21 protein-coding genes, 6 tRNA genes, 1 pseudogene and 1 riboswitch are annotated in these 26016 nt (G+C 41.0%); of the genes and pseudogenes, 23 read left to right on the top strand and 5 right to left on the bottom strand.

The window, feature by feature from the left end; genetic code table 11:
* Positions 1 to 254: 254 nt before the first annotated feature.
* Positions 255 to 1472, bottom strand: coding sequence for a peptidase T (gene pepT / locus ACTNC6_RS13670; protein ID WP_441044362.1), 1218 nt, complete (start codon positions 1470 to 1472; stop codon positions 255 to 257).
* 527 nt (positions 1473 to 1999) lie between these two features.
* Here pepT and hflK point away from each other — a divergent pair.
* From hflK to ACTNC6_RS13610, 12 genes and pseudogenes are all read left to right on the top strand, one after another.
* Complete coding sequence (gene hflK / locus ACTNC6_RS13665) at positions 2000 to 3022, top strand: FtsH protease activity modulator HflK (RefSeq protein ID WP_062807301.1); 1023 nt, start codon at positions 2000 to 2002, stop codon at positions 3020 to 3022.
* Between the two features lie 86 nt (positions 3023 to 3108).
* Positions 3109 to 3975, top strand: coding sequence for a protease modulator HflC (gene hflC / locus ACTNC6_RS13660; RefSeq protein ID WP_195567125.1), 867 nt, complete (start codon positions 3109 to 3111; stop codon positions 3973 to 3975).
* Between the two features lie 225 nt (positions 3976 to 4200).
* Positions 4201 to 4905, top strand: a complete 705-nt coding sequence (locus tag ACTNC6_RS13655) for a hypothetical protein (protein ID WP_441034952.1) — start codon at positions 4201 to 4203, stop codon at positions 4903 to 4905.
* A gap of 177 nt (positions 4906 to 5082) precedes the next feature.
* Positions 5083 to 6237, top strand: a pseudogene (locus ACTNC6_RS13650) (FprA family A-type flavoprotein); the annotation flags it as partial.
* A 123-nt stretch (positions 6238 to 6360) separates the two neighbouring features.
* Entirely contained in the window at positions 6361 to 6843 is a 483-nt protein-coding gene (locus ACTNC6_RS13645) for an HD domain-containing protein (RefSeq protein ID WP_441044361.1), read from the top strand.
* Between the two features lie 342 nt (positions 6844 to 7185).
* A complete protein-coding gene (locus ACTNC6_RS13640; RefSeq protein ID WP_441034947.1) occupies positions 7186 to 7836 on the top strand; it encodes an RNA polymerase sigma factor in 651 nt (216 codons plus the stop codon).
* 7 nt (positions 7837 to 7843) lie between these two features.
* Positions 7844 to 9598 carry a DUF4179 domain-containing protein gene (locus ACTNC6_RS13635; RefSeq protein ID WP_441044360.1) on the top strand — a complete coding sequence of 585 codons (1755 nt, stop codon included), beginning with the start codon at positions 7844 to 7846 and terminating at the stop codon, positions 9596 to 9598.
* A gap of 199 nt (positions 9599 to 9797) precedes the next feature.
* Entirely contained in the window at positions 9798 to 10970 is a 1173-nt protein-coding gene (locus tag ACTNC6_RS13630; RefSeq protein WP_173698420.1) for an NAD(P)-dependent malic enzyme, read from the top strand.
* Between the two features lie 251 nt (positions 10971 to 11221).
* The gene (locus ACTNC6_RS13625) at positions 11222 to 11836 is read left to right on the top strand and encodes an ECF transporter S component (RefSeq protein WP_008705795.1); all 615 of its coding nucleotides are present in this window, start codon (positions 11222 to 11224) and stop codon (positions 11834 to 11836) included.
* 198 nt (positions 11837 to 12034) lie between these two features.
* Positions 12035 to 13441 carry an MATE family efflux transporter gene (locus ACTNC6_RS13620; RefSeq protein ID WP_441044359.1) on the top strand — a complete coding sequence of 469 codons (1407 nt, stop codon included), beginning with the start codon at positions 12035 to 12037 and terminating at the stop codon, positions 13439 to 13441.
* Positions 13442 to 13555: 114 nt separating this feature from the next.
* A riboswitch (NiCo riboswitch) is annotated at positions 13556 to 13662 on the top strand.
* Between the two features lie 87 nt (positions 13663 to 13749).
* Positions 13750 to 14676 carry a cation diffusion facilitator family transporter gene (locus tag ACTNC6_RS13615; protein WP_441044365.1) on the top strand — a complete coding sequence of 309 codons (927 nt, stop codon included), beginning with the start codon at positions 13750 to 13752 and terminating at the stop codon, positions 14674 to 14676.
* A 124-nt stretch (positions 14677 to 14800) separates the two neighbouring features.
* On the top strand, positions 14801 to 15790 hold the full coding sequence (locus tag ACTNC6_RS13610; RefSeq protein WP_441044358.1) for a hypothetical protein: 990 nt from the start codon (positions 14801 to 14803) through the stop codon (positions 15788 to 15790).
* A 74-nt stretch (positions 15791 to 15864) separates the two neighbouring features.
* Here ACTNC6_RS13610 and ACTNC6_RS13605 read toward each other — a convergent pair.
* Both ACTNC6_RS13605 and ACTNC6_RS13600 read right to left on the bottom strand, forming a co-directional pair.
* Positions 15865 to 15935, bottom strand: a tRNA-Trp gene (locus ACTNC6_RS13605).
* 153 nt (positions 15936 to 16088) lie between these two features.
* Positions 16089 to 16176 (bottom strand) — tRNA-Ser (locus ACTNC6_RS13600).
* 159 nt (positions 16177 to 16335) lie between these two features.
* On the opposite strand from ACTNC6_RS13600, the gene epsC reads away from it, so the two are divergent.
* From epsC to ACTNC6_RS13575, 5 genes are all read left to right on the top strand, one after another.
* Positions 16336 to 17262, top strand: coding sequence for a serine O-acetyltransferase EpsC (epsC, locus tag ACTNC6_RS13595; protein ID WP_044997148.1), 927 nt, complete (start codon positions 16336 to 16338; stop codon positions 17260 to 17262).
* A gap of 126 nt (positions 17263 to 17388) precedes the next feature.
* Positions 17389 to 17459: transfer RNA gene (locus tag ACTNC6_RS13590), tRNA-Gly, on the top strand.
* A gap of 3 nt (positions 17460 to 17462) precedes the next feature.
* Positions 17463 to 17535: transfer RNA gene (locus ACTNC6_RS13585), tRNA-Gly, on the top strand.
* Positions 17536 to 17548: 13 nt separating this feature from the next.
* A tRNA-Gly gene (locus ACTNC6_RS13580) sits at positions 17549 to 17619 on the top strand.
* Positions 17620 to 17622: 3 nt separating this feature from the next.
* Positions 17623 to 17695, top strand: a tRNA-Gly gene (locus ACTNC6_RS13575).
* Positions 17696 to 17739: 44 nt separating this feature from the next.
* On the opposite strand, the gene ACTNC6_RS13570 is transcribed toward ACTNC6_RS13575, so the two are convergent.
* Complete coding sequence (locus ACTNC6_RS13570) at positions 17740 to 18798, bottom strand: DUF5067 domain-containing protein (protein WP_441044357.1); 1059 nt, start codon at positions 18796 to 18798, stop codon at positions 17740 to 17742.
* 201 nt (positions 18799 to 18999) lie between these two features.
* Between ACTNC6_RS13570 and ACTNC6_RS13565 the strand changes: the two genes are divergently transcribed.
* The 3 genes from ACTNC6_RS13565 to ACTNC6_RS13555 are packed head-to-tail and all read left to right on the top strand — an operon-like array spanning position 19000 to position 20923.
* On the top strand, positions 19000 to 19923 hold the full coding sequence (locus ACTNC6_RS13565) for an alpha/beta fold hydrolase (protein WP_441034937.1): 924 nt from the start codon (positions 19000 to 19002) through the stop codon (positions 19921 to 19923).
* Positions 19924 to 19934: 11 nt separating this feature from the next.
* Positions 19935 to 20405, top strand: a complete 471-nt coding sequence (locus ACTNC6_RS13560; RefSeq protein WP_441044356.1) for a hypothetical protein — start codon at positions 19935 to 19937, stop codon at positions 20403 to 20405.
* Positions 20402 to 20923 carry a VanZ family protein gene (locus tag ACTNC6_RS13555; protein WP_303243212.1) on the top strand — a complete coding sequence of 174 codons (522 nt, stop codon included), beginning with the start codon at positions 20402 to 20404 and terminating at the stop codon, positions 20921 to 20923. The genes ACTNC6_RS13560 and ACTNC6_RS13555 overlap by 4 nt, the downstream gene beginning before the upstream one ends.
* Before the next feature lies 1 nt (position 20924).
* On the opposite strand, the gene ACTNC6_RS13550 is transcribed toward ACTNC6_RS13555, so the two are convergent.
* Positions 20925 to 21731 carry a sirohydrochlorin cobaltochelatase gene (locus ACTNC6_RS13550; protein ID WP_303243213.1) on the bottom strand — a complete coding sequence of 269 codons (807 nt, stop codon included), beginning with the start codon at positions 21729 to 21731 and terminating at the stop codon, positions 20925 to 20927.
* A gap of 192 nt (positions 21732 to 21923) precedes the next feature.
* On the opposite strand from ACTNC6_RS13550, the gene ACTNC6_RS13545 reads away from it, so the two are divergent.
* The 3 genes from ACTNC6_RS13545 to ACTNC6_RS13535 all read left to right on the top strand — a co-directional run bounded on the left by ACTNC6_RS13545 (position 21924) and on the right by ACTNC6_RS13535 (position 25848).
* A complete protein-coding gene (locus ACTNC6_RS13545) occupies positions 21924 to 23033 on the top strand; it encodes a glycoside hydrolase family 172 protein (RefSeq protein WP_441044355.1) in 1110 nt (369 codons plus the stop codon).
* Positions 23034 to 23110: 77 nt separating this feature from the next.
* Positions 23111 to 24058, top strand: a complete 948-nt coding sequence (locus ACTNC6_RS13540) for an AraC family transcriptional regulator (protein WP_441034933.1) — start codon at positions 23111 to 23113, stop codon at positions 24056 to 24058.
* A 125-nt stretch (positions 24059 to 24183) separates the two neighbouring features.
* Positions 24184 to 25848, top strand: a complete 1665-nt coding sequence (locus ACTNC6_RS13535; protein WP_441044354.1) for an alpha-glucosidase — start codon at positions 24184 to 24186, stop codon at positions 25846 to 25848.
* Positions 25849 to 26016: the final 168 nt, after the last annotated feature.

Here is a 26016-nt window from a genome sequence, read left to right as displayed (position 1 = left end):
GTCACGAAGTGACCCCCGCGGAGTACAATACTCAATCGGCAACGCAGAAAGTTAATTCTCAAGGAAATGTCAACATGTATGTAGTTTTGAAGATACAGTAAAAACCAGCTAACTACTAGCTGGCTTTTTTGTATGTAAAAATATAAAAAATATTCCGAGTTTATAGATAATCCCCCTGTTGTTACGTTAATCGAAAAAATATTTAAGATTAATTTAGCGGTTAAAATAACAACAAGGGGATATTGTAATCGAAATTATTTATAAAATAATTCGATAATCTTTAATCCTACATCTACAGCAATATCCATTCCTTCAACAGTAATGTGTTCATAAGGTCCATGATAAGCATGTCCTCCTGTTCCGAGATTCGGGCATGGGAGTCCCATAAAGCTTAACTGGGCGCCGTCTGTGCCTCCGCGGATCGGGGTGATAAGCGGCGAGATATTGCATTCCTTGCATGCTGCAGTTGCATGCTCGATCAGTTCCATGCAGGTGTCGATGATTTCTTTCATATTTCGGTACTGTTCTGTGATGGTAAGTGAGACAGTTCCTTTTCCCCATTTTTCATTTAAAATTTTAGTGATGTGTTCCATACTCTTCTTACGGACATCAAAAGAAGCTGCATCGTGGTCACGAATGATATATTCGAGAGTAGCGTGTGAGACATCTCCCTTTATGGAATAGAGATGGAAAAATCCTTCATAGTCTTCTGTATCTCTTGGTGTGTCAGCGGAAGGGAGCATGGAATTGAACTCCATGGCAACAAGTGCTGCGTTGACCATTGTATTCTTAGAAGAACCCGGGTGTACGTTTACACCGGTAAATTCTACTACTGCTCTGGCAGCATTAAAGTTTTCATACTGGATTTCACCTTCTGTATCACCATCAAGTGTATAAGCAAAATCCGCTCCAAATTTTTTAACATCAAAATGGGCTGGTCCCATTCCTATTTCTTCGTCAGGAGTAAATGCAATGCAGAGGGGACCATGCGGAATAGTATTGTCATTGAGGTATTCAATTATTGTCATGATCTCGGCAATTCCGGCTTTATCATCTGCGCCTAGTATGGTAGTTCCGTCAGAAGTGATAAGAGTTCTGCCTTTTAATGTGGAGAGATGAGGGAACATTTTCGGGGAGAGAATTCTGCCGCTGGTTCCAAGTGCAAGGTCTTTGCCGTCATAATTCGGAGTGATAACCGGAGTAACCGGATGATCGCAGAAATCAGAGACTGTATCCATGTGAGCGATAAAGCCCAGTTTTTGGCGGGATTCATATCCTCTGGTTGCCGGAATATGTCCATAGACATAGCAATGTTCATCTACATCGGCATCTTTCACACCCAGTTCCCTTAATTCCTGAACCAGAAGTCTGGCAAGGTCAAACTGATACTGTGTGGATGGGGAAGTACCGGTTTCTTCACTGCTTGGAGTGAATACTTTTACATAAGATAATAAGCGTTCGTATGCTTTCATGAATTAATCCTCCTGACTGAGACCGAATTATTTGAAAAAGTTTCGGCTTTAATGTAATAAGTATGTTACTGTTCACACACCACTATCCCGCGAGGTGTTTTGGCATGAATATGCCAAAATCCCGAGACATACGAGCCAAAATTCCATTGCCGCAGGCAATCTGGAATGAATTTTGGCTACGTTACTGTGAACGGAGTGAACAGTAACATAAGTATAACATGTGGCTGAGATTACGTAAAAATATTTCTTGCATTTTGTAAATACTTATGATATGATGCTGCTCAAAGAAAAGGGAGTAGCGGCCATCGTTATGAAGAACTGGACTTGTTTTTCCTATAAATGGTACATAAATGCGTCAGAACGGCAGATTAAGAATGCCCGCATTATGATATAATCGGCAAGACTTTTGTTTTAGACATTAAGAGAAGAGCTCATGTTATGTCTGAAATGAAAGTCTTTTTCTTTTCTTCAGAAATTTTTAGAAGCAAAAAATTTAATTATGCCAAATGGTGAAACGGAGGAGAAAAGTGAACGAAAGAGTAAATCCATTTAAAAAATTACAGAAGCCGGGAAAACATGTGAAACGTATTGTAATAGGAGCAGCAGGGTTGGTGATTATTGCAGGGCTTGCAGGAGATGCTACCTATCAGATCCAGGAGCAGGAACAGGCAGTATTGACAACTTTCGGAGTGCCGAAGGCAGTGGCAGAAACAGGACTGCATTTTAAGATTCCTTTTATACAGAAAGTACAGAAAGTAAATACAACGATCCAGGGATTTCCTATTGGATATAGTATGGGAGATAATTCGGTGGTTGAGAATGAGGGCATTATGATTACCTCGGATTATAACTTTATTGATGTAGATTTCTTTGTTGAGTACAGAATTTTAGAACCGGTAAAATATCTTTATAATTCAGAGGAACCGGAAGATATTCTAAAAAATATTTCTCAAAGCTGTATCCGTACAGTAATCGCAAGTTATGATGTGGATGAAGTACTTACCACCGGAAAAGGTGAAATCCAGAGCAAGATCAAAGAAATGATCCTGAAGCAGATGGAGGAACAGGATCTGGGAATCCAGCTTGTGAATATCACAATCCAGGATTCAGAACCACCCACACAGGAAGTTATGAAAGCATTTAAAGCAGTGGAAACTGCCAAGCAGGGAAAAGAAACTGCTTTGAATAATGCCAATAAATACAGAAACGAAAAGCTTCCGGAGGCTGAGGCAGAAGCAGACCAGATCATTCAGGATGCTGAGGCGCAGAAGCAGGTAAGGATTAATGAAGCGGAAGCTGAGGTTGCACGTTTTAATGCCATGTATGAGGAGTATGTTAAGAATCCGGAGATCACAAAGAAGCGTATGTTCTATGAGGCAATGGAAGATGTGCTGCCGGGAATGAAGATTGTGATTGATAATGGAGATGGAGTGCAGAAGGTTCTGCCGCTAGATTCTTTTACAGGGAACAGTTCAGAGAATCCGACAGAGACACTGAACACGGATCCTGCTCAGGACACACAAGATTTAAATGATTCTGAGAACGAATAAAGAAATGACAGAAAATATTTCATATAAAAAGTGTTTTGGTAAATGAAATACGAAGGATAGAGATATAATTTGGAAAGGACTAATTTATGAAAGGTAATAAAATTGGAATATTAATTGGTGTGTCTGCAGTGGTTGTAGCTGTCGGAGCGTCGGTAACAGTAACTCAGCAAAATGAATATAAGCTGATCCGTCAGTTTGGTAAGGTTGACAGGGTGATCAGCTCATCGGGAATCAGTTTTAAGATTCCGTTTATAGAGAGTACACAGTCATTGCCAAAGGAAACACTGCTGTATGATCTGGCAGCATCTGATGTAATTACAAAAGATAAGAAAACGATGATCAGCGACAGCTATGTTCTCTGGAAAATTAGCGACCCGCTTAAATTTGCACAGACATTAAACTCTTCTGTGGAAAGTGGTGAAAGCCGAATTAATACTGCTGTGTATAATGCCACTAAAAATGCGATCAGCAGTATGTCACAGGATCAGGTGATCACAAGTCGTGACGGAGAACTGTCTGATATGGTTATGGAGGCAATAGGAACAAACATGGATCAGTATGGAATCGAACTTCTCAAATTTGAAACCAAGCAGCTGGATTTGCCGGATGATAATAAGGAAGCTGTGTATGAACGAATGATATCTGAACGAGATAATATTGCAGCGACTTACAAGGCAGAGGGAAACTCCGAAGCAAAGGTGATTCGAAATAAAACAGACAAAGAAGTAGCAATCCAGATTTCCGATGCCAAAAAACAGGCAGAGATCCTGGAGGCGGAAGGGGAGCAGGAATATATGAAAATCCTTGCGCAGGCTTATGGAGAAGAGGACAGAAGTGAGTTTTATTCATTTGTGAGAAGCCTGGATGCGCTGAAGACATCTATGAAAGGTGAGGACAAAACAGTGATACTGTCCGCGGATTCACCGATCGCTCAGATTTTTGAAGGGAAATAAAAGAAAGTAACAATAATACACTCTAATTTTTCACCAGATAAATGGAAGATAGACATAGAAGATAAGGAATGTTATAATTTTTTTACAAAGAAATCCTGAAGCAGAAAATGTAAGTATAATCTGGAAATAATATACAGAGAAAACGGAGAGATTATCACGGATTCCTGTTTAAAGATTGCTGGTAAATTGTATCATATTGAATGTCAAAGTGCAGACGATACAACTATGGCAATTCGTATGATAGAATATGATTTCTCCATAGCAATTGAAAATGCACAGAAACAGGGACGCAAATACAGGATGGATTTTCCAAAGTCCTGCGTATTATATTTGAGAAGCGGAAAGAATACGCTGGATTTTCTGGAGATAGAGATGGTACTTTCGGATGAGAACATAGTACATTATTGGGTTCCGACAATGAAATGGGAGACATATACGAGAGATAGTATTTTTGAAAAAAATTTACCGATGCTTCTGCCGTTTTATATTAAGCGATATGAAAAGGATATTCATGAAATGAGTGAGAATCCGGAAATGTTCCAGAGTTTGCTAAATGACTATGAAGAAATCCGGATAAATCTGGAAAGAGAACTTTCAGGAGCAGATAAGACGGCTTTATACATGAATTTAAATAAACTGATCATAAAAATAGCGGACTATATATGCAGGAATGAAAAAACAGTCCGGAAAGGAATAGATGAGATTATGGGTGGAAAAGTTCTTGAACTGGAATCTGAAAGGCTCGAACGGCTTCAAAAAGAGGCGGAAGCAGAGGCAAAAGCAATTGGAGAAGCAATCGGCGAAGAACGATTAAGCACTTTGCTTAATCGTCTGATTATGGATGGAAGAAGTGCAGAAATACAGTCTGCTGTGACAAATGCAGAGACTCGAAAACGGTTATATAAGGAATATGGAATTTTACCAGAATAGGTATTAAATAAAACGACAGTATTACTTTTTATATATGAGTTAAGGGGTGAAATTTTAGAGATAAAATGAAACTTGACGAACGATATGAATGTGGATATAATAGGTTCAGAAATGAAAAATTGGAATTTTTAACCGGATTTTACCGGTCCTGATATCGCTAAGGAGGAACATTTTATCATGAAAATCGGAAATGATATTTATTATGTAGGTGTAAATGATCATCAGGTAGATCTGTTTGAAGGCCAGTATGTAGTGCCAAACGGTATGTCCTATAACTCATATGTGATCATGGATGAAAAGATTGCAGTTATGGATACCGTAGATGCTAATTTCAAAGATGAATGGCTTGAAAATGTAGCCAAAGTCCTGGACGGTGCGAAACCGGATTATCTGGTAGTACAGCATATGGAGCCGGATCATGCCGCAAATATCGAGAACTTCATGAAAGCATATCCTGATACAACCGTAGTTGCAAATACCAAGACCTTCACTATGATGGGAAATTTCTTCAGAAACCTGAATCTGGACGGAAAGAAATTGGTGGTTGCAAACGGTGACAGCCTGACACTTGGAAAACATGTGCTGACTTTCGTATTTGCACCAATGGTTCACTGGCCGGAGGTTATGGTTACATATGACAGTACTGATAAGGTTCTGTTCTCAGCAGACGGTTTCGGTAAATTCGGAGCACTTGACGTGGAGGAAGACTGGGACTGCGAAGCACGCCGTTACTATATCGGAATCGTTGGAAAGTACGGAGCTCAGGTTCAGAAACTCCTGAAAGCAGCAGCAACTCTGGATATCCGGACAATCTGTCCGCTCCATGGACCGATCCTTACAGAGAACCTTGGACATTACATTGAGAAATACGATATCTGGTCCTCCTACAAAGTAGAGAGCGAAGGTGTTGTGATCGCCTATACATCTGTATATGGTAACACAAAGAAAGCAGTAGAACTTCTGGCACAGAAACTGGAAGAAAAAGGATGCCCGAAAGTAACTGTATTTGACCTTGCAAGAGATGACATGGCAGAAGCAGTGGAAGATGCGTTCCGCTATGGCAAACTGGTACTTGCAACTATTACATATAACGGAGATATTTTCCCATTCATGCGTACTTATATTGAAAATCTGACAGAACGCAACTACCAGAACCGCACCATCGGACTGATTGAAAACGGAAGCTGGGCACCTGCTGCAGCAAGAATCATGCAGGGAATGCTTGAAAAGAGCAAAAATATTACATGGCTTGAAAATAATGTAAAGATTACTTCTTCCTTAAGCGAAGCAAACGAAGCGGAGATTGAGGCTATGGCAGAGGAACTTTGCAAATAATTGATAATTGTAAACAGCAGGCTCGAAAGATTCTGCTGTTTTTCAGAATAAGATAAACCCGGTTACTGAGAACGGAGTACACAAGTAACTAAATCCGTAAGAGAAAGGCAGGAACAAAACATGACAGTAGCGGAAGTTGTAAAGAAAATGGTAGAGTATTCCAAGGGAGATCTTCATGACATCAATCATTTCATGAAAGTATACGCATATGCAAAAACAATCGCAGAGGGCGAAAATCTGTCACCGGAGCAGCAGAAGCTGGTGGAGGTGACTGCAGTTGTCCATGATATTGCCTGCCCTCTCTGCAGAGCAAAATACGGAAATGCCAACGGTAAGCATCAGGAGGAAGAAAGTGCGGCACTGATAGAGGAGTTTTTCGCAGATTCAGATCTGCCGAAAGAATTTGTAGATCGTGTTTCTTATATTGTAAGTCATCATCATACAATAACCGGAATCGACGGTATTGATTATCAGATCATGATAGAGGCAGATTATCTGGTAAATGCAGATGAGAGTAATTTTTCCGGAAACAATGTGAGAAACATGCTGGAAAAAGTATTCAAAACAGAGACAGGAAAATTCCTGCTCCAGTCTATGTATTAGAAGAGGCTGAATGCTGAAGAATAAAAAGAAAACGTTAAGAAAGATTATGAGTGAAAAAAACCGGTGCAGAAATGTGTCGGTTTTTTTGTAGGAAAATTCAGGGATTATAATTTGCTTGTATTACAATTATATGCGGACGAGAAGTTATAATAAATATAAAAAATCTGGCATCTGAAAATTTATTTAAAAGATATGAAACTTTTCTCTATAATTCCCCATCTAATAAGTGTAAAACAAAACAACAAAGCTTCATTCGAATGAAACATATTTGTAAAAACATAAGAGCTACTGGACATGAAGTAAACAGTAACACATAAAACTCTAAGCAAGGAGGATCAGCATTTGATACAGTTGGTAAAACGCTCCATCTCAGGAGATGCGGATGCATTTCTGGAACTGATGGAAAAGAATTCTCTGGCAATGTACAAGGTGGCGAGGGGAATCCTTGATAATGATGAGGATGCCGCAGACGCCATGCAGGATACCATACTTACCTGCTTTGAAAAAATACATACACTGAAGAATCCGGAATATTTCAAAACCTGGATGATCAGGATCCTGATCAATGAATGCAATAAAATCCACAGACACTACAAAAACTTCAACAGAGCCGAAGAACTTCCGGAAGTCCCCGGACAGGATATGTCCATTGAGGAATTTGAGTTCAAGGAAATGCTTGGAATGTTGGACGAATCCTACAGGATCATACTGGTTCTGTATTATGTAGAGGGATTTCGGATTGCAGACATTGCTTCTATATTAAATATGAATGAAAACACAGTAAAAACCAGACTGGTCAGGGCCCGGGTGCAGCTAAAGCAGGAATATACTTCAGCAGAAGATAATATTCAGAAGGAAAGACTGCAGCAGAAGAAAAAGAAAAACAGAGAATTTACAGGTATAACAGAAGAGCTTGCGGAAAACCAGAATGGAAATATGAGAACAGGATCGGTAACAGCAGGAAGTATAACGGTAAGTGCAAGAAAGGGATGAAGTGATTATGGCGAAGAAGTTGGATTTTGATAAAGAAAAGAATAACAGAAATGATAATGCGATAGAGGAAATCATGCAGGCAGATTTTCCATTGCCAAAGCAGGCAGAAGATGCAAAAAACGAAGCATTTGCTAGAATCAGGGAAATGGCAGCAGCTTCTGAAAATGTGGAAAATGCAGAGAATATTGTGCAAAGATTGCCAGAGAAATCAACAGAAAAATCAACAAGAAGTTCCGGAAAGAAATCCACAGGAACAGTAAAATCGCATAAGAAATTCAAAACAGTGTACAAAACAGCTTTGGGACTGACCGCAGCGGCAGCTGTGTTTTCCGCAGTGTGTATCACAAATCCTGCATTTGCAGAGAACATTCCTCTGGTCGGAAATGTGTTTAAGCAGCTCGGCAATTCCCTGGGATTTTATGGTGATTATTCGAAATACGCAAAGCAGCTGACAGCATCTGCAGAAGATACACTGTCTGCAGATGCTGATGGAAGTCAGGAGAGCAGCAGTAATTCTCAAAATGCACAGTCTGAGGATCAGAATACAACAGAAAATAACAATGCAGATAAAACGAAAGACAATGAATCATACAGTAAAACAGTAGATGGAACAACTGTCACGCTTTCAGAAGTATACTGTAATGAAATGGCTCTGTACCTGTCCATGACAATCCATACAGAGGACAAATTCCCGGATACCTTCATTACATCTGATGGAAAACCCAATGTTAAGCTCAGCGAAAATTCTACAGTGAAATATGATTATATGGATGGAAAAAGTAATCTGTTCAATGTTTATCTGGATGGAAAAATGCTGGATGATAACACCTATGCAGGAGTTTTGCGTATTCCTGTGGAAGATATGACAGTGGATGATGCAGGATGGACAAAATTTTATAAAGTGCGTAATGCATTTTTCAAAGAAAAAGGGATTGATGTAGATTCTGAGGATTTTAGTTTTGACAAGTTAGCCCAGACACTGGGAATGGATGAATACAGTGATGCGAAGCTTCCTCAGGTGGGAGGTCCGGCAATCAGTGATTATGTCAAAGACATCAAAGTACCTGACCGGTTTACCATGGAGCTGGATCTGAAAGATATTGTGGGTACTCTTCCGGATGATCAGGATACCACTCCGGATATCCCTCAGGATTTGCGGGATGAATATAATCAGAAAATGGCAGAGCATGGAATCAGCACAGACGATGCAGATTATGAGAGTCTGACAGAAGAGCAGAAGAATCTGGAATATCAGTTTTACACTGAGATGTGGAATGAGTATTTTGAACGGTATCCTGAGGCAAAAGAAGGTAATAACAGATATAACTCATGGACACTGAAGGGTGACTGGAAGTTCAGCGTAGATGTAGAGAAAAATACTTCCGATACGGTTAAAAAGGATGTAAATGTGGTAGATGAAAATGGAGATGGTGTTCTCTCCATTACGAAAACACCATTTGAGATCACTATGAAAATGCAGGATCCGGAAACAAAATATTTTGCTATTATGCTGGATGCCAATGGAGATATCATGCCATATGGCGGAGTGGCAAACAGTAATGCGGACACATATGCAATACAGGACAGAGATGTTTCCACAGTATATATCTATCTTTGCGATTACTATGAGTATATGGACGAGCTGAAAGGCTACTACTGGTCCGATGACTACGAAGAAAAAGCAAAGACCAGGACCTTCAAACAGCTCCTGGACGAACGGGCAGTTGCCGGCACAGAAGTACATTTTGATACAGATAAATAATGATATAAAGCTTCTTTTTGCCCTTGATATCAGATGATAAAGTCCCGTAACTGAAACAGCATCTTCACAATTTTCTGCAGAAAGATGATGTTTTAGTTATTTTGATAAAAAAAGGTCAGAAAAACAGTAGAATCTGAGCCAAGTTAATGTTACAATGTAGGCGTCTCAAAAAAAGAGTGCAGAAGGGAGCCAAAACAAAATGGACTACGCAAAAGAATCTTTAAAAATGCATTATGAGTTAAAAGGTAAAATTGAGGTTGTATCAAGAGCCAAAGTAGATTCCAAAGATGCTTTAAGCCTTGCTTACACACCAGGTGTTGCTCAGCCTTGTCTTGAAATTCAGAAAGACGTAAATAAGAGCTATGATCTGACAAGACGCTGGAATACAGTTGCTGTTGTAACAGACGGAACTGCAGTACTTGGACTGGGAGATATCGGACCGGAAGCAGGTATGCCTGTTATGGAAGGCAAATGTGTACTCTTTAAAGAATTTGGCGGTGTAGACGCGATTCCGCTCTGCGTCCGCAGTAAAGATGTTGATGAGATCGTTAAGACAGTAAGCCTCCTGGCCGGATCCTTTGGAGGAATCAACCTCGAGGATATTTCCGCACCGAGATGTTTTGAAATTGAAAAGAAACTGAAAGAATGCTGTGATATTCCGATCTTCCATGATGACCAGCACGGAACAGCAGTTATCACACTTGCAGGTGTTATCAATGCGCTGAAACTGGTTGGAAAGAAGCTTGACGAAGTGAAGATCGTTACTTCCGGAGCCGGTGCAGCAGGTATCGCTATCATCAAACTGTTAATGTCCATGGGACTTAAGAATGTAATCATGACAGACAGAAAAGGTGCGATTTACGAAGGCAGAGAAGGATTAAACCCGATTAAAGAAGAGATGGCTAAGATCACAAACTTCAACAAAGAGAAAGGTACTCTTGCAGAAGTGATCAAAGGCGCAGACATCTTCATCGGTGTATCCGCACCTGGAACACTGACACAGGATATGGTCCGCACAATGGCAAAAGATCCTATCATCTTTGCATGTGCAAACCCGGTACCTGAGATCTTTCCTGACGAAGCAAAAGCAGCAGGCGCAGCAGTGGTGTCCACAGGACGTTCTGATTATCCGAACCAGGTAAACAACGTACTCTGCTTCCCGGGACTCTTCCGTGGTGTACTGGACGCAAGAGCATCAGATGTTAACGATGAAATGAAAGTTGCAGCAGCATATGCAATCGCAGGTCTGGTAAGCGACGAAGAATTAACAGCGGAATATATTCTTCCGGCAGCCTTTGACCCACGTGTAAAAGACGCTGTAGCTAAAGCTGTAGCAGAAGCAGCAAGAAAATCAGGCGTAGCAAGGATCTAACCGAATAGAATAATGAAGCCCTCTGTTTTCATGTGAGCAGCATGCAGACAGAGGGCTTTTTTGCATAATATTCAATCTGACCCCTAAAAAAATCGAAAAATTGGTCATTGAAATAATGACACATTTCGCGTATGATAACTTCAACATATTGATGCGTCAATATATAAAATATCTGATAGCGAAAATCAAACAAGTAATCTGACTTATTGATATGAGCCTTCTATCAGATCATACGAGAGGGGACAGTTATTATGAATACTCAGAACAGCACAATTACAAAACTTGCAGAGACAGCTCTTATGGCTGCATTATGCTATGTATCCTTTACATTCTTGCAGATTAAGATTCCTGTACCGGGCGGTGATGCAACATCCATCCATATTGGAAATGCATTTTGCGTACTGGCAGCACTTCTGATCGGCGGTGTATACGGTGGATTATCCGGTGCCATCGGAATGGGAATTGCAGACCTGATGGATCCTGTGTATATCACAGGCGCACCAAAGACATTTGTACTGAAATTCTGTATTGGCCTTATCACAGGTCTGGTAGCACATAAGATTGCAAAGATCAATGAAAGCACAGATAAAAAATATGTTTTCAAATGGAGTGTGATCGCTTCTGTAGCAGGTCTTGCGTTTAATGTTGTGGCAGATCCGATCGTAGGATATTTCTACAAACAGTATATTCTCGGACAGCCTCAGGAACTGGCACAGGCACTTGCAAAAATGAGTGCTGTAGCCACATTATTCAATGCAGTAGTTTCTGTGATCCTGGTAGCAGTGATCTACAATGCAGTACGTCCGGTACTGATCAAGAGTCATCTGCTTACAGTTACCGGTAAGAAAAAAGAACAGGCAGCATAAAAAATGAAAAGCATTTCAGTTTTGCATCATACAGCAGACTGAAATGCTTTTTTGGTGTATAGAGTATTTATGAGAAGAAAAAATAAAAAGATGGGGTTGAAATAGGGAGGAATATATAGTATTGTAGGTGATATAACGCTTAGGGCGAGGACTGTCTTTGGACAGTCTCTTTTTATGAAGAAGGATGAGGAAAAAATTATGGAGAGGACAAAAGAAAGGTTATCGTTTCGTAAGAAGTTTATCGGTGACAGGAAGTTTTATATGATGGTTCTGGCTGTGGCTGTGCCGATTATGATTCAGAATGGAATTACAAATTTCGTAAGTCTGCTGGATAATATTATGATCGGACGGATCGGTACGGAGCAGATGTCAGGGGCTTCCATTGTGAATCAGCTGATTTTTGTTTATAATCTGTGTATTTTCGGAGGAGTATCCGGGGCAGGGATTTTTACAGCACAGTACTTTGGACAGAAGGATAATGAAGGAGTGCGGCAGACATTCAGGTACAAGTTATGGATGGCTGTGATCCTGACCATCGGGACGACTTTGCTGCTTCTGACGGTTGGAGAGAATCTAATCAGTATGTATCTGCAGGGGGATGGAACTGCGCAGCAGATTGCAGATACACTGAATTATGGAAAACAGTATCTGGATATTATGCTGTTGGGATTACCACCTTTTATGATGGTGCAGATTTATTCCAGTACTCTGCGAGAGTGCGGAGAGACGGTTCTTCCTATGAAAGCAGGAGTTGTGGCAATCTGTGTAAACCTGTTATTTAATTACCTGCTGATTTATGGTGTATTTTTCTTCCCGAGACTGGGCGTGAGAGGTGCGGCAATCGCAACTGTGTTGTCACGTTATGTGGAGGCTGCAATTGTAATCAGCTGGACACACAGGCATACGGAGAAGAATCCCTTTGCAAAAGGGTTGTATAGCACGCTTAAGGTTCCTGCAAATCTGACAAAGAAAATTCTGGTCAAGGGAACTCCGCTGTTATTTAATGAGACTTTATGGGCTTCAGCTATGGCTATGCTGACACAGTGTTATTCGGTTCGAGGGCTGAATGTGGTTGCTTCCCTGAATATTTCCAATACTATCAACAATGTGTTTAATATTGTGTTTATTGCCCTGGGAGATTCCGTGGCAATCATTGTAGGACAGCTTCTGGGAGCGGGAGATATGAAGAAAGCGAGAGACACAGATAACAAGATGATTGCCTTCTCAGTAATGTGCTGTACAGGGGTCGCAATTGTCATGTTTATTATGGCTCCGCTGTTTCCAATGCTTTATAATACCAATCAGGAAGCCAGGGGGCTGGCGAAGTATCTGATTATGATCACTGCATTCTTTATGCCGCAGAATGCATTCCTGCATGCAACCTACTTTACCCTGCGTTCCGGTGGAAAGACCATCATTACGTTCCTGTTTGACAGTGTGTTTATCTGGTGCATCAGTGTGCCGATCGCCTTTGTACTGAGTCGTTATACAGGGATTCATGTGCTTGTGATTTATGCATGCGTACAGTTGGCAGATCTGATCAAATGTGTAATCGGATTTGCTCTGGTTAAGAAGGGTGTATGGCTGCAGAATATTGTATCATAATGATAAAACAGTCAATAACATTTGGCTTGACTAACCAATATACTATAGTGTATTATCAGAAAAAATATTTATATTCTCTTTGCACTGCATTACATTCAACAGAATGCGAGATCAACAGTACAAACTGAGCAGGCGATGCCCGAGGTGATTAAGGGCATGGGGCCGGGCCGCGTGAAGCGGCAACAGATATGAAAATTTTCAGACATATCTGTGGGACAGTGTATGTTCCGCAGGTGTGTCTTTTTGTTTTCAGAAGAATATAGGAGGTTTTGGTTATGGAACAGTCAAAAAAGTTAAACATGACATCAATGTCATCACAGAAAAACAGTAACATACAAACAGAAAAAGAAGAACCGGCATGGGAACATAAGGTGGCAATGAAGGTATCCGGTGTGAGTATTGCTGTAAACCTTTTACTTTCATTGTTTAAGCTGATCGCCGGAATTGTGGCGCATTCCGGTGCCATGATTTCAGATGCAATCCATTCAGCATCTGATGTGGGAAGTACATTTGTAGTAATTGTGGGCGTGAATTTATCCAGCAAAAAATCCGATAAAGAGCATCAGTATGGACATGAGCGGATGGAATGTGTATCTTCTATTATTTTGTCAGGCCTGCTTCTGGCAACCGGCATCGGAATCGGTATGAGTGGTATCCAGAACATTATGAAAAGTACTTCAGGAAAGGATATCGCGATTCCGGGTACTCTGGCACTGGTTGCAGCAGTAGTTTCTATTGTAGTGAAGGAGTGGATGTTCTGGTATACCAGAAGTGCTGCGAAGAAAATCAATTCCGGAGCATTGATGGCAGATGCATGGCATCATCGTTCAGATGCAATGTCTTCTGTTGGTGCATTTATCGGTATCCTGGGTGCAAGACTTGGCTTCCCGATCCTGGATCCAATTGCCAGTGTGGCAATCTGTGTACTGATCGTGAAAGCATCGGTAGATATTTTCAGAGATGCTATTGATAAGATGGTTGACCATTCCTGCGATGAGGCAACAGAAGAGAGTATGAGAGAAGTGATCCTGGGAGTGAAAGGAGTGAAGGGTATCGACCTTCTCCAGACACGACTTTTCGGTTCCAAGATGTATGTAGACATTGAAATCTCAGCAGATGGAACGATTCCACTGAATGAGGCACATGACATTGCAGAAAATGTTCATCATAGTATAGAGAAAAATTTTAAAGACGTAAAACACTGTATGGTCCATGTGAATCCGGTGAATGAGTAATTTACTTCAAATAAGATATCCGTACTTAGCAGTTGTTCTGATTGCAAAATCTATCCTATGGAGTTACAATGACAATGCGGCAAAGTAAGTCAGACACAGGATAGATTAAGGAGGCTAGACAACAATGAATGAGGGAGAAGAAGTCAGAAAGGGGAAGTCTGTATTTAGATCAGTGATATTGCTGATGGCAGTGGTGTTTGCAGTTATGGCCGGAAATACCGGAATTTATTCTGCTCAGGTTGGAGAAACAAACGGAAATGATACCACAGAAATCGTCAATCCAACGGTAACACCGGAGCCGGACATAACAATAACACCAGAAGCAACACCGATTGTAAAGAAGGGGCTTTTGAAAGAGGGAAATTCCTATCGCTATTATATCAATGGTAAAATGGTTACAAATACCTGGAAGAAGGTGAAAAACCATTATTATTGGTTCAAGTCCAATGGAAAAGCTGCTGCAAATGGTTATTATAAAGTGAAGGGTGTATATTATGTTTTTGATGAAAAGGCACGCAGACTTTCCCCTGCTAAAAAATCAGTAGTAAAGGTTAAAAATATCAGTTATTTTGTAGATACAAAGGGCAGAGCTGTCAAGGGCTGGAATGAATATAAAAATAAAATGTATTATTCATATTCCAATGGAAAATGTGCGGTAAATACGAAAATAGATGGTATTAAATTTAATAAAAACGGGGCTGCAGATCTTACTCAGGCCAGAGAGATGCTGGAAGCCAAAAAGTTTATTGCAGCGCATACCACCAAAAATATGAATAACTACCAGAAGCTTCGTGCCTGCTTTAACTATATTATGTGGTATACAAAATATACTCCCTGGAAACGCCCAACAGAGGCTGAATTTAAAACACAAACATGGGTATATAAATATGCCTTGGATATGTTTCAGACAAATCTTACCGGAAATTGCTATGGCGTAGCCAGCTGTCTGGCAGCAGTTGCCAAAGAATTGGGCTATGAACCTTATGTGATCACTGCTTTGGAGGATCATGCTTTTGTTATGATCAATGGCCTTTATTATGACAATATGTATGGAACTCTGTTTGGATCACCTACCCATCCCTATTATCATTTAAGACAGAAAATCAAGTTTTAACAGATTTGATTTTGACAAAAAACGAAAGTGCTCGAAAGCCAGTAAATACAAGGCTTTCGAGCACTTTTTAAGAGCAGGGGATGAGAGAATCGAACTCCCACCAAAGGTTTTGGAGACCCCTATCATACCATTTGACCAATCCCCTATGAACTTATATGTAAATTTCGTTTACTGTTGCAATTATACATATAAAAGCAACGATTGTCAAGTCCATTGTACATTTATTATAAATATTTTTTGATGATGGATAGAAAAATGGAAATAAAAAATCCTGCTACAGAGCAGGAAAAGATAAAAGCGGAGATGGAGGGATTTGAACCCTCGCACCGGTTGCCCGGCCTGCCGCATTTCGAGTGCGGTCCCTTCAGCCTCTTGGGTACATCTCCATATTAAGATGAAAAACAGTTCCGCAGCGTAACCGGAACTGTTTTTCATTATATAAGGAATCTGCGAAAAGGTCAATTCTTTTTTTATTGACGAATTGGTTTTACTGTAATAAGATAATAACAAAATGCAGTTGTAAGGAAAGTAAACAGGTGATGATCATGACAGACAAAAAGAAAACAATTCTGGAAGCTGTGGATAAGCTGACAGATACTTACCGTAAGGAAGAACTTTTTCTGGGAGAAAACAGAAATCCTCTTCCCAATAAGAAAGAAATTATTGATTTTATTAAAGATATGAGATCCGTTATTTTTCCCGGATATTTCAGTGTGGATTCCAGTGCCAGTGTGTTTCCGGAACATTATGTGGCATATCGCCTGAATGATCTGTATGACTGCTTGCAGGAACAGATTAAGGTTGCATTTTTATATCAGGGCGAGCCCCTGCAGCAGGCAAAAGAACGGGCAGAGCAGATTACAGAGCGTTTTTTTGTAAGTGTACCGGATATCCAGTCCACGCTTCTTACTGATTTACAGGCAGGCTTTGATGGTGACCCTGCTGCAAAGAGCAAGGAGGAGATTATTTTCTCCTATCCTGGATTTTATGCAATCTATGTATACAGACTTGCCCATGTTCTCTATCTGGAGAATGTGCCGTTTATCCCCAGGATCATGTCAGAATATGCACATGGTTATACAGGAATTGATATTAATCCGGGTGCGACCATCGGAGAGTATTTCTTTATTGACCACGGAACAGGCGTTGTAATTGGTGAAACGACTGAAATCGGAAGGAATGTAAAGCTGTATCAGGGTGTGACACTTGGAGCACTTTCTACCCGCCAGGGACAATTGCTTGCCAATGTGAAGAGACATCCGACAATCAAGGATAATGTAACGATTTATTCAAATTCTTCTGTACTTGGTGGGGAGACCGTGATCGGAGAGAATACGATCATCGGAGGTAATACTTTTATTACAGAGTCTATTCCGGCAAATACCAAGGTCAGTGCCAAGAGTCCGGAGCTTGTGATCAAGAAACCCAGAAGTGCTGTGGAAGCTGCCAATGTATGGGATTGGGATAATTAGAATTGTAGCAGATGTCAATAAAATATAAAAAATACAAAAAAAATAAAAATAGTGTTGACAAATGCTTTTTCATAAGATATAATAAAGTCCGTTGATGCGTAAGAAATGTATCAACGGCACCAAAATGCGGGTGTAGTTCAATGGTAGAACACCAGCCTTCCAAGCTGGATACGTGGGTTCGATTCCCATCACCCGCTTATGCGATAGTGGCGTAGTTGGTAACGCGCGACCTTGCCAAGGTCGAGACCGCGGGTTCGAGCCCCGTCTATCGCTCTTAACTGAATATGCGGGTGTAGTTCAATGGTAGAACACCAGCCTTCCAAGCTGGATACGTGGGTTCGATTCCCATCACCCGCTTACGCGATAGTGGCGTAGTTGGTAACGCGCGACCTTGCCAAGGTCGAGACCGCGGGTTCGAGCCCCGTCTATCGCTCTGAAAAAGCTCCGGAATTTTGTTCCGGAGCTTTTTTTTGAAGTTTATTTGATTTTTAAAATCTGTTTTGAGGTGGTGTCATAATCCATACTGAATGCTTCCTGTACCTGAATTGTTACATCACTCTCATCTTTCAGAGAAAATGCCTGACATACGGTTACAGTCTGTCCGGGCTGGATCTCCGCTGTGAAATGATCAATAGCATCATCGTTTGTCTCGGGGATGGCAGCATCACATACTTCACCATGCTGGTAGGCTTTCATGCTTACATCTACCATAGCACTGGAAGTACCGGATGCACGATTGGTATAATCATAGTAAATCATAACACAGGGATTTCCTGCAAAATCCTTGGTTACTGTGTGTTTTTTGTATTTTATAGTAAATTTGTCGGTGGTCAGATCCAGAGTATCGCTTTCGGAAGCTTCTGGTACAGAAGCTACATCAGATCCATCGGAGTTTCCCATGTTGTTGATGGAATTATTAACTTCTTCTTCAACATTTTTGAAATTCGCAGACATAATTTTGACAGTTTCATCATCCAAGGAAACAATTTTCCAGCCTTCGTTTGTTTTGATCACCGGATAAGTGATGTCTGCTTCAGAATATTCGTCCGTTTTACTTTCCTTTGCCTTTTCATTCAGAATAGTGGCAAGCTGTTTTTGAGTTTCTTCTTCTGTAAGCTTATTGCCTGCATAAGCACTGGAAACAATCTGACGGAGAAATTCAGTAATGGTTTCTTTGTAAATACTGGTACCGTCAATATATTTAATGTGGGCGGTAACAGAAGCAGTGCCATCCTGGAGTCTGAAACGGTTTCCTGTAATTTTATAGGTCATTTTTTTGTTGATGGCCGTAAAGAAATCTGTATATGCGGCGTTGCGGATGTCTGCATTATCCAGGGCTGAAAGATCACTGCTCTGAAGCATGGATTCCATTGTATTAAAATCCATTTTCTGCATACTGGACAGGAATTTTTCTGCTGCTTTCTTGGGCTGCTGGCGCTGATAAAAATAGAATCCTGCGCCTCCTGCAATTGCAAGAACCAGAATGATAATAAAAATAATCAGTCCAATATGGCTCTTTTTTGTGTTTTTACTCATAGTTCCTCCTGATATTAGGATGGGTTACTGTTCTCAGTAACCCATGATTAATATATACGTAATTTCATTATAGCAGAAGAAGTTGACAATAGCAAATATCTTACCTATAATTACGGTAACCAATAATTAGCGTGAACAATAATTACAAAAGGTAAATCTGGCTGTGTGCAGGCAGATTATTTTATGGAGAGGAGTGGGATTATGAGGTATGAAGGAGCTTTTGTGTCGGAAGCAGATGGGCTGAGTATTTCCACAGCAGCTATGATTCCTGACCAGAAACCGTATAGAGCGATAGTACAGCTTGTTCATGGCATGAGTGAGCATAAAGAGAGATATTTTCCGTTTATGGAATATCTGGCAGGGCTTGGTTATCTTGTAGTGATCCATGACCACAGAGGACACGGCAAAAGTGTAAAAGCTGTGGAGGATCTGGGATATACTTATGGAGGGGGCGCTCAGGCGATGCTGCGGGATATTGGAACTGTAAACCGCAGACTGAAAGCAAAGTATCCGGATCTGCCGTTGATTCTTATGGGACATAGTATGGGTTCTCTTGCAGTCCGTGCCTTTGCGGCAAAACACGATAGCTGTATGGATATGTTGATTGTCTGTGGTTCACCAAGCTATAATGCGGCCTGGCCGTTAGGAGTAGCTATTGCAAAGACTGAGAAAGCATTATTTGGACCGCGCCACAGGAGCAAGCTGATCGAGACTCTATCTTTCGGAAGCGGTGTTTTGAAGTTTCGCAAGGACAAAAACTGTACTGCCTGGATTTGTTCAGATCCTCAGGTGGCCAGGGAATATGAGGATTCTCAACTTTGCGGCTTCACTTTTACAGATGATGGATATCTGGCCTTGTTTGAACTGATGAGGCGGGCATACGATGTGGAAGGTTTTTCCTGCACAAATCCGTCTATGCCGGTGCTGTTTATCAGCGGAGCAGAGGATCCCTGCCTGATAGATGTGAGGCATTTTGCCAAAACTGTAAGGGCAATGCGCAGGGCTGGATACAGGGATGTAAAGGGAAAGCTTTATCCGGGAATGCGTCATGAGATCCTCAATGAGATCAATAAGGAACAGGTTTACAGAGATATTGCAGCTTATATGCGTAAGAAAGGATTTTAAGGAGACTGATTATGGAAGAACAGAAAAATGAGAATCTGCCGGAGGAGGTTCAGGCAGACAATTCAGCAGAAGAGGATAACGGGGAACAGGAAAAGGCTTCCGGAAGACGGATGCTTCTCTGGGGACTGGCAGGAATCTATCTTCTGTATACGGGATTTAGTCTATGTAAAGGTTTTATCAATGGTGAAGAAGGAAGTCAGATGGGATTTATGATTGCAGGAATTGCATTTCTGGCCATTGGAGCAGGACTTATTTTTGTAGCTGCCAGAAATGCATTAAAGTCTGGCAAGGTGAAAGAACTGAAGGAAGCAGGAGAAGCAGCTGGCAGAGCAGGTACAGAAGCTGCAGCAGGCGGAGAACTGAAATCAGAAGACAGACCACTGACAGATCGTTCTATGAGTATTGCCCAGAGAGCAAATCTGACTCAGAGGCTTGCAGATGAGGAGTCAGAGCCTGTGGCAGATAAGGAAAAGACAGAATGAAAATATTAATTACATTGTTGAAACCCTTTTCCTTTGCACCGGCCATTCTGCTGATGATTCTGATCTATTCTTTTTCAGCACAGACCGGAGATATTTCCGGTAATCTGAGCTATCAGATCAGTTATACTATTGTGGAGACCAAGAATGAAGTGCTGAATGAGGGAAAAGGCTATGAGGAACTGGCTTATGAGGCGGACGGCATCCATTATTATGTAAGGAAAGCAGCCCATATGACAGAATATTTCCTACTGGCTATTGCAATTTCCTTTCCTTTATATGTGTATGGTGTGAGAGGAATCTGGCTGATGATCCTTGCCGGTATTGTCTGCGTAGGTTTTGCGGGACTGGATGAATATCACCAGTCCTTTGTAGGCGGACGTACACCGGCTGTAAAGGATGTGTGTATTGACAGTACAGGAGCATTGATCGGAATCCTGTTAGTGCAGGCTTTTTGCTGGTCAGTGCTCAATAATCCCAATAAAAAGAAGAAAAAACGAAAAAAGTGTAAAAGAAAATAGTTTATGCCTGTACCCTGAAAAGGCTGTGGAGCCCGGCTTTTGTATGGCGGACAAAGATGTCCCGGATAGCCTGGATTTCGCCAAGGCCCTTCAGGGTACAGGTAACAGAATATCCCTCTTTTTCCAGGATGCTTTTCCAGGAATCCCTGTCCTCTCCGGACATATCATTGGTTGCATGATCTCCGGCAACAATCATAAAAGGTGCCAGATGAATATGCTCAGGATGAAGCTTTTTTAATTCATCAAGGAAGCTTTCAATGCAAAAATCTCCCTCTACAGTGCCCATATGCATATTGGAATGACCGAAATGTTTAAATAACTGATCCATCTCAGGGTAGAGTTCATTGGCAACATGTTCTGTTCCGTGTCCCATAAATAAGAGAACCTGGTCAGCTTCCGGATGATATTCCCGGACCATAGCCTGACAGACTTCTTCTTTATCCTGTTTTGAAATCATCAGAGAATCGCAGATAATGACAGAATCAAAATTTTCTTTATGGGACAGGACTTTTTCCTTCATGGCATCACTTTCAAATCCGGTGATCACATAGGTAGGCTGGACAACTACATTTCGGATTCCGTCAGCTTTCAGCTGGGCCATTGCCTCGTCAATATCCATGATATGGATTCCGTCCCGCTTTTGAAGCTTTGCGCGGATGCGTGGACTTGTCCATGCCCGGTATAACGGATATTCCGGAAATGCATGGTGCAGGTCAGCTTCAATCTGTTCAATCGTTTTCTTTCGTGTTTCCTCATAACTTGTACCGAAACTGATAACAAGAATTGCTGTTTTTTCAGATACCCCCATTTTAAATCTCCTTTAAATATATTGACAACTATTCTGTGGTCTGCTACGCTGTGAGATATTGAATAGCTGTGTATAGTTTTGCTGTTTTTTGCGAATTATAAGAAAAAATGTCATAATTACAGACAGTGCTTATATTATACAGGGAACAATGGGGAAACACAAGAAAAAGCTAAGAATACTGGAGGAAAAGAGATGTATCAGTCATTTAAAGGAGGGCTTGGCGGAATTGCCCTGGCAAAAAATGGCAGAAGCCGTGCGATCAATGCAGAGAATCCACATGGAGAAAAAGGAAAAGGCGGAATGGCAGCAAGTCATCTGGGACCGTCCAGAAAAGGAAGTCCCTGTCTGAATGATATTGAACCTGGTGAGACTGTGACCCTGGCAGAGATGGAGGGGCCAGGAGAGATCAATCATATCTGGATCACAGTAGATAATAAGACAACCGATGCCGACTGTTTTGTATTAAGAGACCTGGTTATCCGCATGTACTGGGATGATGAAGAGTATCCGTCTGTGGAAAGTCCTCTTGGAGATTTCTTCTGCTGTGGATTCGGAAGAGAATGTGCTGTGAATTCTGTACCTATGGCGGTAGTGCCAAACAGAGGATTCAACTGCTATTTTCCTATGCCATTTAAGAAAAAAGCGAAGATTACCCTGGAAAATCAGCATGCAAATAAAATCCCTGCATTTTTCTATCAGGTAGATTACTGTCTGTATGATGAACTTCCGGAGGATATTACTTATTTCCATGCACAGTGGAGAAGGGAACGTCTGACAGAGAAGCAGAAGGATTATACAATTCTTGACGGAGTAAAGGGAAAAGGACACTATGTAGGAACTTATATTGCACTTACTACTTTGGAACGTTACTGGTGGGGAGAAGGCGAAGTGAAATTCTACATTGACGGAGATGAGGAATATCCTACAATCTGCGGAACCGGTACAGAAGATTATTTCGGAGGCTCCTGGAGTTTTGCAAAGCAGGTGGACGGAAAAACTGTGGAACAGAATTACAATACACCATATTTGGGTTATCCATATTACTCTGCTCATGATGAACTGATTCATAACTTTTATCATAATGATGACTGCCCTCCAATGAGAGGATTCTACCGCTGGCATATCCAGGATCCAATCTGTTTTGATGAGGATCTGCGTGTGACAATCCAGCAGATAGGGGTTGGATACAGAGGATTATTCGAGCGTCAGGATGATGTGGCAAGTGTTGCGTATTGGTATCAGACACATCCTCATGCACCGTTTGCACCATTAATGTCAAAGGAAGACAGATGGCCCAGATAAAACAGATGAGCTTATTGCTGCCCGGTATAAGGCGGCAGTAAGCTTTCATCTGTTTGCGGACAACAGGAGGTGTCTTCATGCAGAATCAACAACCATCAACTTTAAAGGAAATCCGTGTCCATGGTACTCAGAATTTTCCTTGTGCTTTTTATCAGACAGGCACAAAAACGAAAGGGAATATGGTGAAGCATCATTGGCATGAGGAAGTGGAGCTTCTGTATTTCTCAGGGGGAGAATTTTGCCTGGAAGTCAATATGGAGCGTTTTTATATTTCAGAGGAATGCTTTTATTTTATTAATCCCGGAGAACTTCACAGTATATCTGTTGAAAAGAATGGCGGGTGTGTGGAAAATGCATTGGTTTTCCATATGGATATGTTTAGTTCGGTATATTCACTGGATCAGATTCAGACTAACCTGATCCAGCCGGTCCAGATAGGCAGCATTCAGTTTCCCAGATGCCTGCGTAAGGAGGATTCGGCATTTGAACTGGTAAAAAAATCCTATAAAGAAATCAGAAATGTATTTGGCGGAGATTCTTTCCCTGATAATTATTATGACGGCGAGGCAGTTACTGACGATATTACCAGACAGCTATTTATCAAATCAGCATTGCTGCGGATTCTGGCAGTTCTGTCTGTGAATAATCTGTTTGAGGTAACGGAGAAGAACCATGACCACAGAATCGAGACGATCAAGACAACACTAACTTACATACAGGAAAATTATAAAGAGAAAATTTATATCCGCGATCTGGCAGGGCTGATCGGGATGAATGAGCAGTATTTCTGTAGATTTTTCAAGAAAGTAATCGGTCGTTCACCAATGGAATATGTGAATGAGTACAGGATAAAAAAAGCAATGCATTATCTGAAGGAATCAGATCTGACAGTTACGGAAATCTGTCTGGAATGTGGGTATAACAATTTTGGGAATTTTCTGAGAGAGTTCAGAAAATATACATCAACAACGCCGCTGCAATACCGCAAACGTTCTTTGGATGAAATAGAGAATACTGATAAATAGAATATGCAAAAGTTAAAATATCGTATTTTTATATCAAAATAGGATAAGACAGTTTCTGTGAATCCTGATAAAATCATGTTTATTGAAAAAGAGAACTTGGATAAAAATACAGGAGGATTTTTGCAATGACAAAGAAATGGTGGAATGAAAAGGTTGCTTATCAGATTTACCCGAAGAGTTTTTATGATACCAATGGTGATGGGATTGGAGATCTGAGAGGTGTTATTGAGAAACTGGACTATCTGAAGGATCTTGGAATTGATATTATCTGGCTTTCACCCTGCTATCGTTCACCGTTAGCTGATCAGGGATATGATATTTCCGATTATTATGATATTGACCCACGATTTGGAACTATGGCAGATATGGATGAGCTGATCGCTGAGGCAAAGAAGAGGGATATGTATATTCTTATGGATCTGGTGGTAAACCATTGCTCAGATGAACATGAATGGTTTAAAAAGGCTTGTCAGGATCCGGATGGAAAATATGGAAACTTTTTTTATCTCCGTGATAAAAAAGAGGGAGAATTGCCTACGAACTGGAGATCCTATTTCGGAGGTTCAGTGTGGGAGGACCTGCCTGGAACCAATAAGCAGTATCTTCACGTATTTCATAAAAAACAGCCGGATCTGAACTGGGAGAACCCGGAGGTAAGAGAAGCGGTTTATAAAAACATTAACTGGTGGCTGGATAAAGGGTTGGGCGGTTTCCGCATTGATGCTATTATTAATATTAAGAAAGCCCTTCCACTCCATGATTATGAGCCTGACCGTGAGGATGGTCTGAGCAGTATCCATAATATGCTGGCTGAAGCGCAGGGAATCGGAGAATTTCTGGGAGAGATGCGTGACCGCACCTTCAAAAAATATGATGCTTTTTCAGTAGGCGAAGTTTTTAATGAGAAACCGGAGGAGATTCCTGATTTTATTGGAGACAACGGATATTTTTCCAGTATGTTTGACTTTGCAGAAACAATCTGTGGAGGCTCTGAGAAGGGATGGTATGACTGCAGACAGATCACACCGGATGAGTATAAAGCATGTTGCTTTGGCACGCAGAGAAAAATCGGGGATATTGGTTTTGTTTCCAATATTATTGAGAATCATGATGAACCCCGTGGTGTCAGCAGATATATCCCGGAGGGTGACTGCTGTGATGCAAGTAAGAAAATGCTTGGTGGTCTGAATTTTATGCTTCGCGGAATTCCCTTTATCTATCAGGGACAGGAGCTTGGAATGGAGAATGTGAAGTTTGAATCCATTGACCAGGTAGATGATATTTCCACATTAGATGAATATAAGGTTGCTTTAGATGCCGGATGTACACAGGATGAAGCTCTGAAGGTGGTTTCCAGATTCAGCCGTGATAATGCCAGAACCCCAATGCAGTGGACAGACGGTGAAAATGCTGGATTTACAACAGGTAAACCATGGCTGAGGGTAAATGAAAACTATAAAAAAATCAATGCTGAAAGCCAGATTAATGATCCGGATTCTGTAAGAAGCTTTTATAAGAAGCTGATCGCACTGCGCAAAAATCCGGAATATAAAGAAACTGTTGTATATGGCGCTCTGGAACCGGTATGGGAAGAGGTACATAACCTGATGGCCTATTATCGCAAAGGTGACAGAACCCTCCTTGTAGTGGGTAATTATCAGAAAGAACCACAGACAATCGAACTTGCAGGAGAATGTAAGAAAATTTTGATCAATAACTATGATCATGCAGCTATAGTTGGAAATAAGATAGAATTGCAGGGGTATCAGTTCCTTGTTCTTGAGATATAATATACTTTAGAATCTGCATCACAGGCATTTTACGGAAAATATAAATAAAAGAGAAGGAAAATTCAGTTTTGGCAGGAAAGCTGGATTTTCCTTCTCTTTTTATATTATATGAGGATACCATGTTGCTGGGAACGGAGTGAACAGTAACTAATATTGTGCAGACGGATT

Origin of the sequence: Blautia sp. HCP3S3_C4 (assembly GCF_052064095.1) — a bacterium.
GTDB lineage: Bacteria > Bacillota > Clostridia > Lachnospirales > Lachnospiraceae > Blautia_A.
This window is presented reverse-complemented; position numbering and strand designations above follow the sequence as displayed.

Excerpts from the sequence above, each read along its gene's own strand:
- pepT (WP_441044362.1), bottom strand. The coding sequence starts at position 1,472 with ATGAAAGCATACGAACGCTTATTATCTTATGTAAAAGTATTCACTCCA.
- hflC (WP_195567125.1), top strand. The coding sequence starts at position 3,109 with ATGAAAGGTAATAAAATTGGAATATTAATTGGTGTGTCTGCAGTGGTT.
- ACTNC6_RS13655 (WP_441034952.1), top strand. The coding sequence starts at position 4,201 with ATGGCAATTCGTATGATAGAATATGATTTCTCCATAGCAATTGAAAAT.
- ACTNC6_RS13645 (WP_441044361.1), top strand. The coding sequence starts at position 6,361 with ATGACAGTAGCGGAAGTTGTAAAGAAAATGGTAGAGTATTCCAAGGGA.
- ACTNC6_RS13635 (WP_441044360.1), top strand. The coding sequence starts at position 7,844 with ATGGCGAAGAAGTTGGATTTTGATAAAGAAAAGAATAACAGAAATGAT.
- ACTNC6_RS13630 (WP_173698420.1), top strand. The coding sequence starts at position 9,798 with ATGGACTACGCAAAAGAATCTTTAAAAATGCATTATGAGTTAAAAGGT.
- ACTNC6_RS13625 (WP_008705795.1), top strand. The coding sequence starts at position 11,222 with ATGAATACTCAGAACAGCACAATTACAAAACTTGCAGAGACAGCTCTT.
- ACTNC6_RS13620 (WP_441044359.1), top strand. The coding sequence starts at position 12,035 with ATGGAGAGGACAAAAGAAAGGTTATCGTTTCGTAAGAAGTTTATCGGT.
- ACTNC6_RS13615 (WP_441044365.1), top strand. The coding sequence starts at position 13,750 with ATGTCATCACAGAAAAACAGTAACATACAAACAGAAAAAGAAGAACCG.
- ACTNC6_RS13610 (WP_441044358.1), top strand. The coding sequence starts at position 14,801 with ATGAATGAGGGAGAAGAAGTCAGAAAGGGGAAGTCTGTATTTAGATCA.
- epsC (WP_044997148.1), top strand. The coding sequence starts at position 16,336 with ATGACAGACAAAAAGAAAACAATTCTGGAAGCTGTGGATAAGCTGACA.
- ACTNC6_RS13570 (WP_441044357.1), bottom strand. The coding sequence starts at position 18,798 with ATGAGTAAAAACACAAAAAAGAGCCATATTGGACTGATTATTTTTATT.
- ACTNC6_RS13565 (WP_441034937.1), top strand. The coding sequence starts at position 19,000 with ATGAGGTATGAAGGAGCTTTTGTGTCGGAAGCAGATGGGCTGAGTATT.
- ACTNC6_RS13560 (WP_441044356.1), top strand. The coding sequence starts at position 19,935 with ATGGAAGAACAGAAAAATGAGAATCTGCCGGAGGAGGTTCAGGCAGAC.
- ACTNC6_RS13555 (WP_303243212.1), top strand. The coding sequence starts at position 20,402 with ATGAAAATATTAATTACATTGTTGAAACCCTTTTCCTTTGCACCGGCC.
- ACTNC6_RS13550 (WP_303243213.1), bottom strand. The coding sequence starts at position 21,731 with ATGGGGGTATCTGAAAAAACAGCAATTCTTGTTATCAGTTTCGGTACA.
- ACTNC6_RS13545 (WP_441044355.1), top strand. The coding sequence starts at position 21,924 with ATGTATCAGTCATTTAAAGGAGGGCTTGGCGGAATTGCCCTGGCAAAA.
- ACTNC6_RS13540 (WP_441034933.1), top strand. The coding sequence starts at position 23,111 with ATGCAGAATCAACAACCATCAACTTTAAAGGAAATCCGTGTCCATGGT.
- ACTNC6_RS13535 (WP_441044354.1), top strand. The coding sequence starts at position 24,184 with ATGACAAAGAAATGGTGGAATGAAAAGGTTGCTTATCAGATTTACCCG.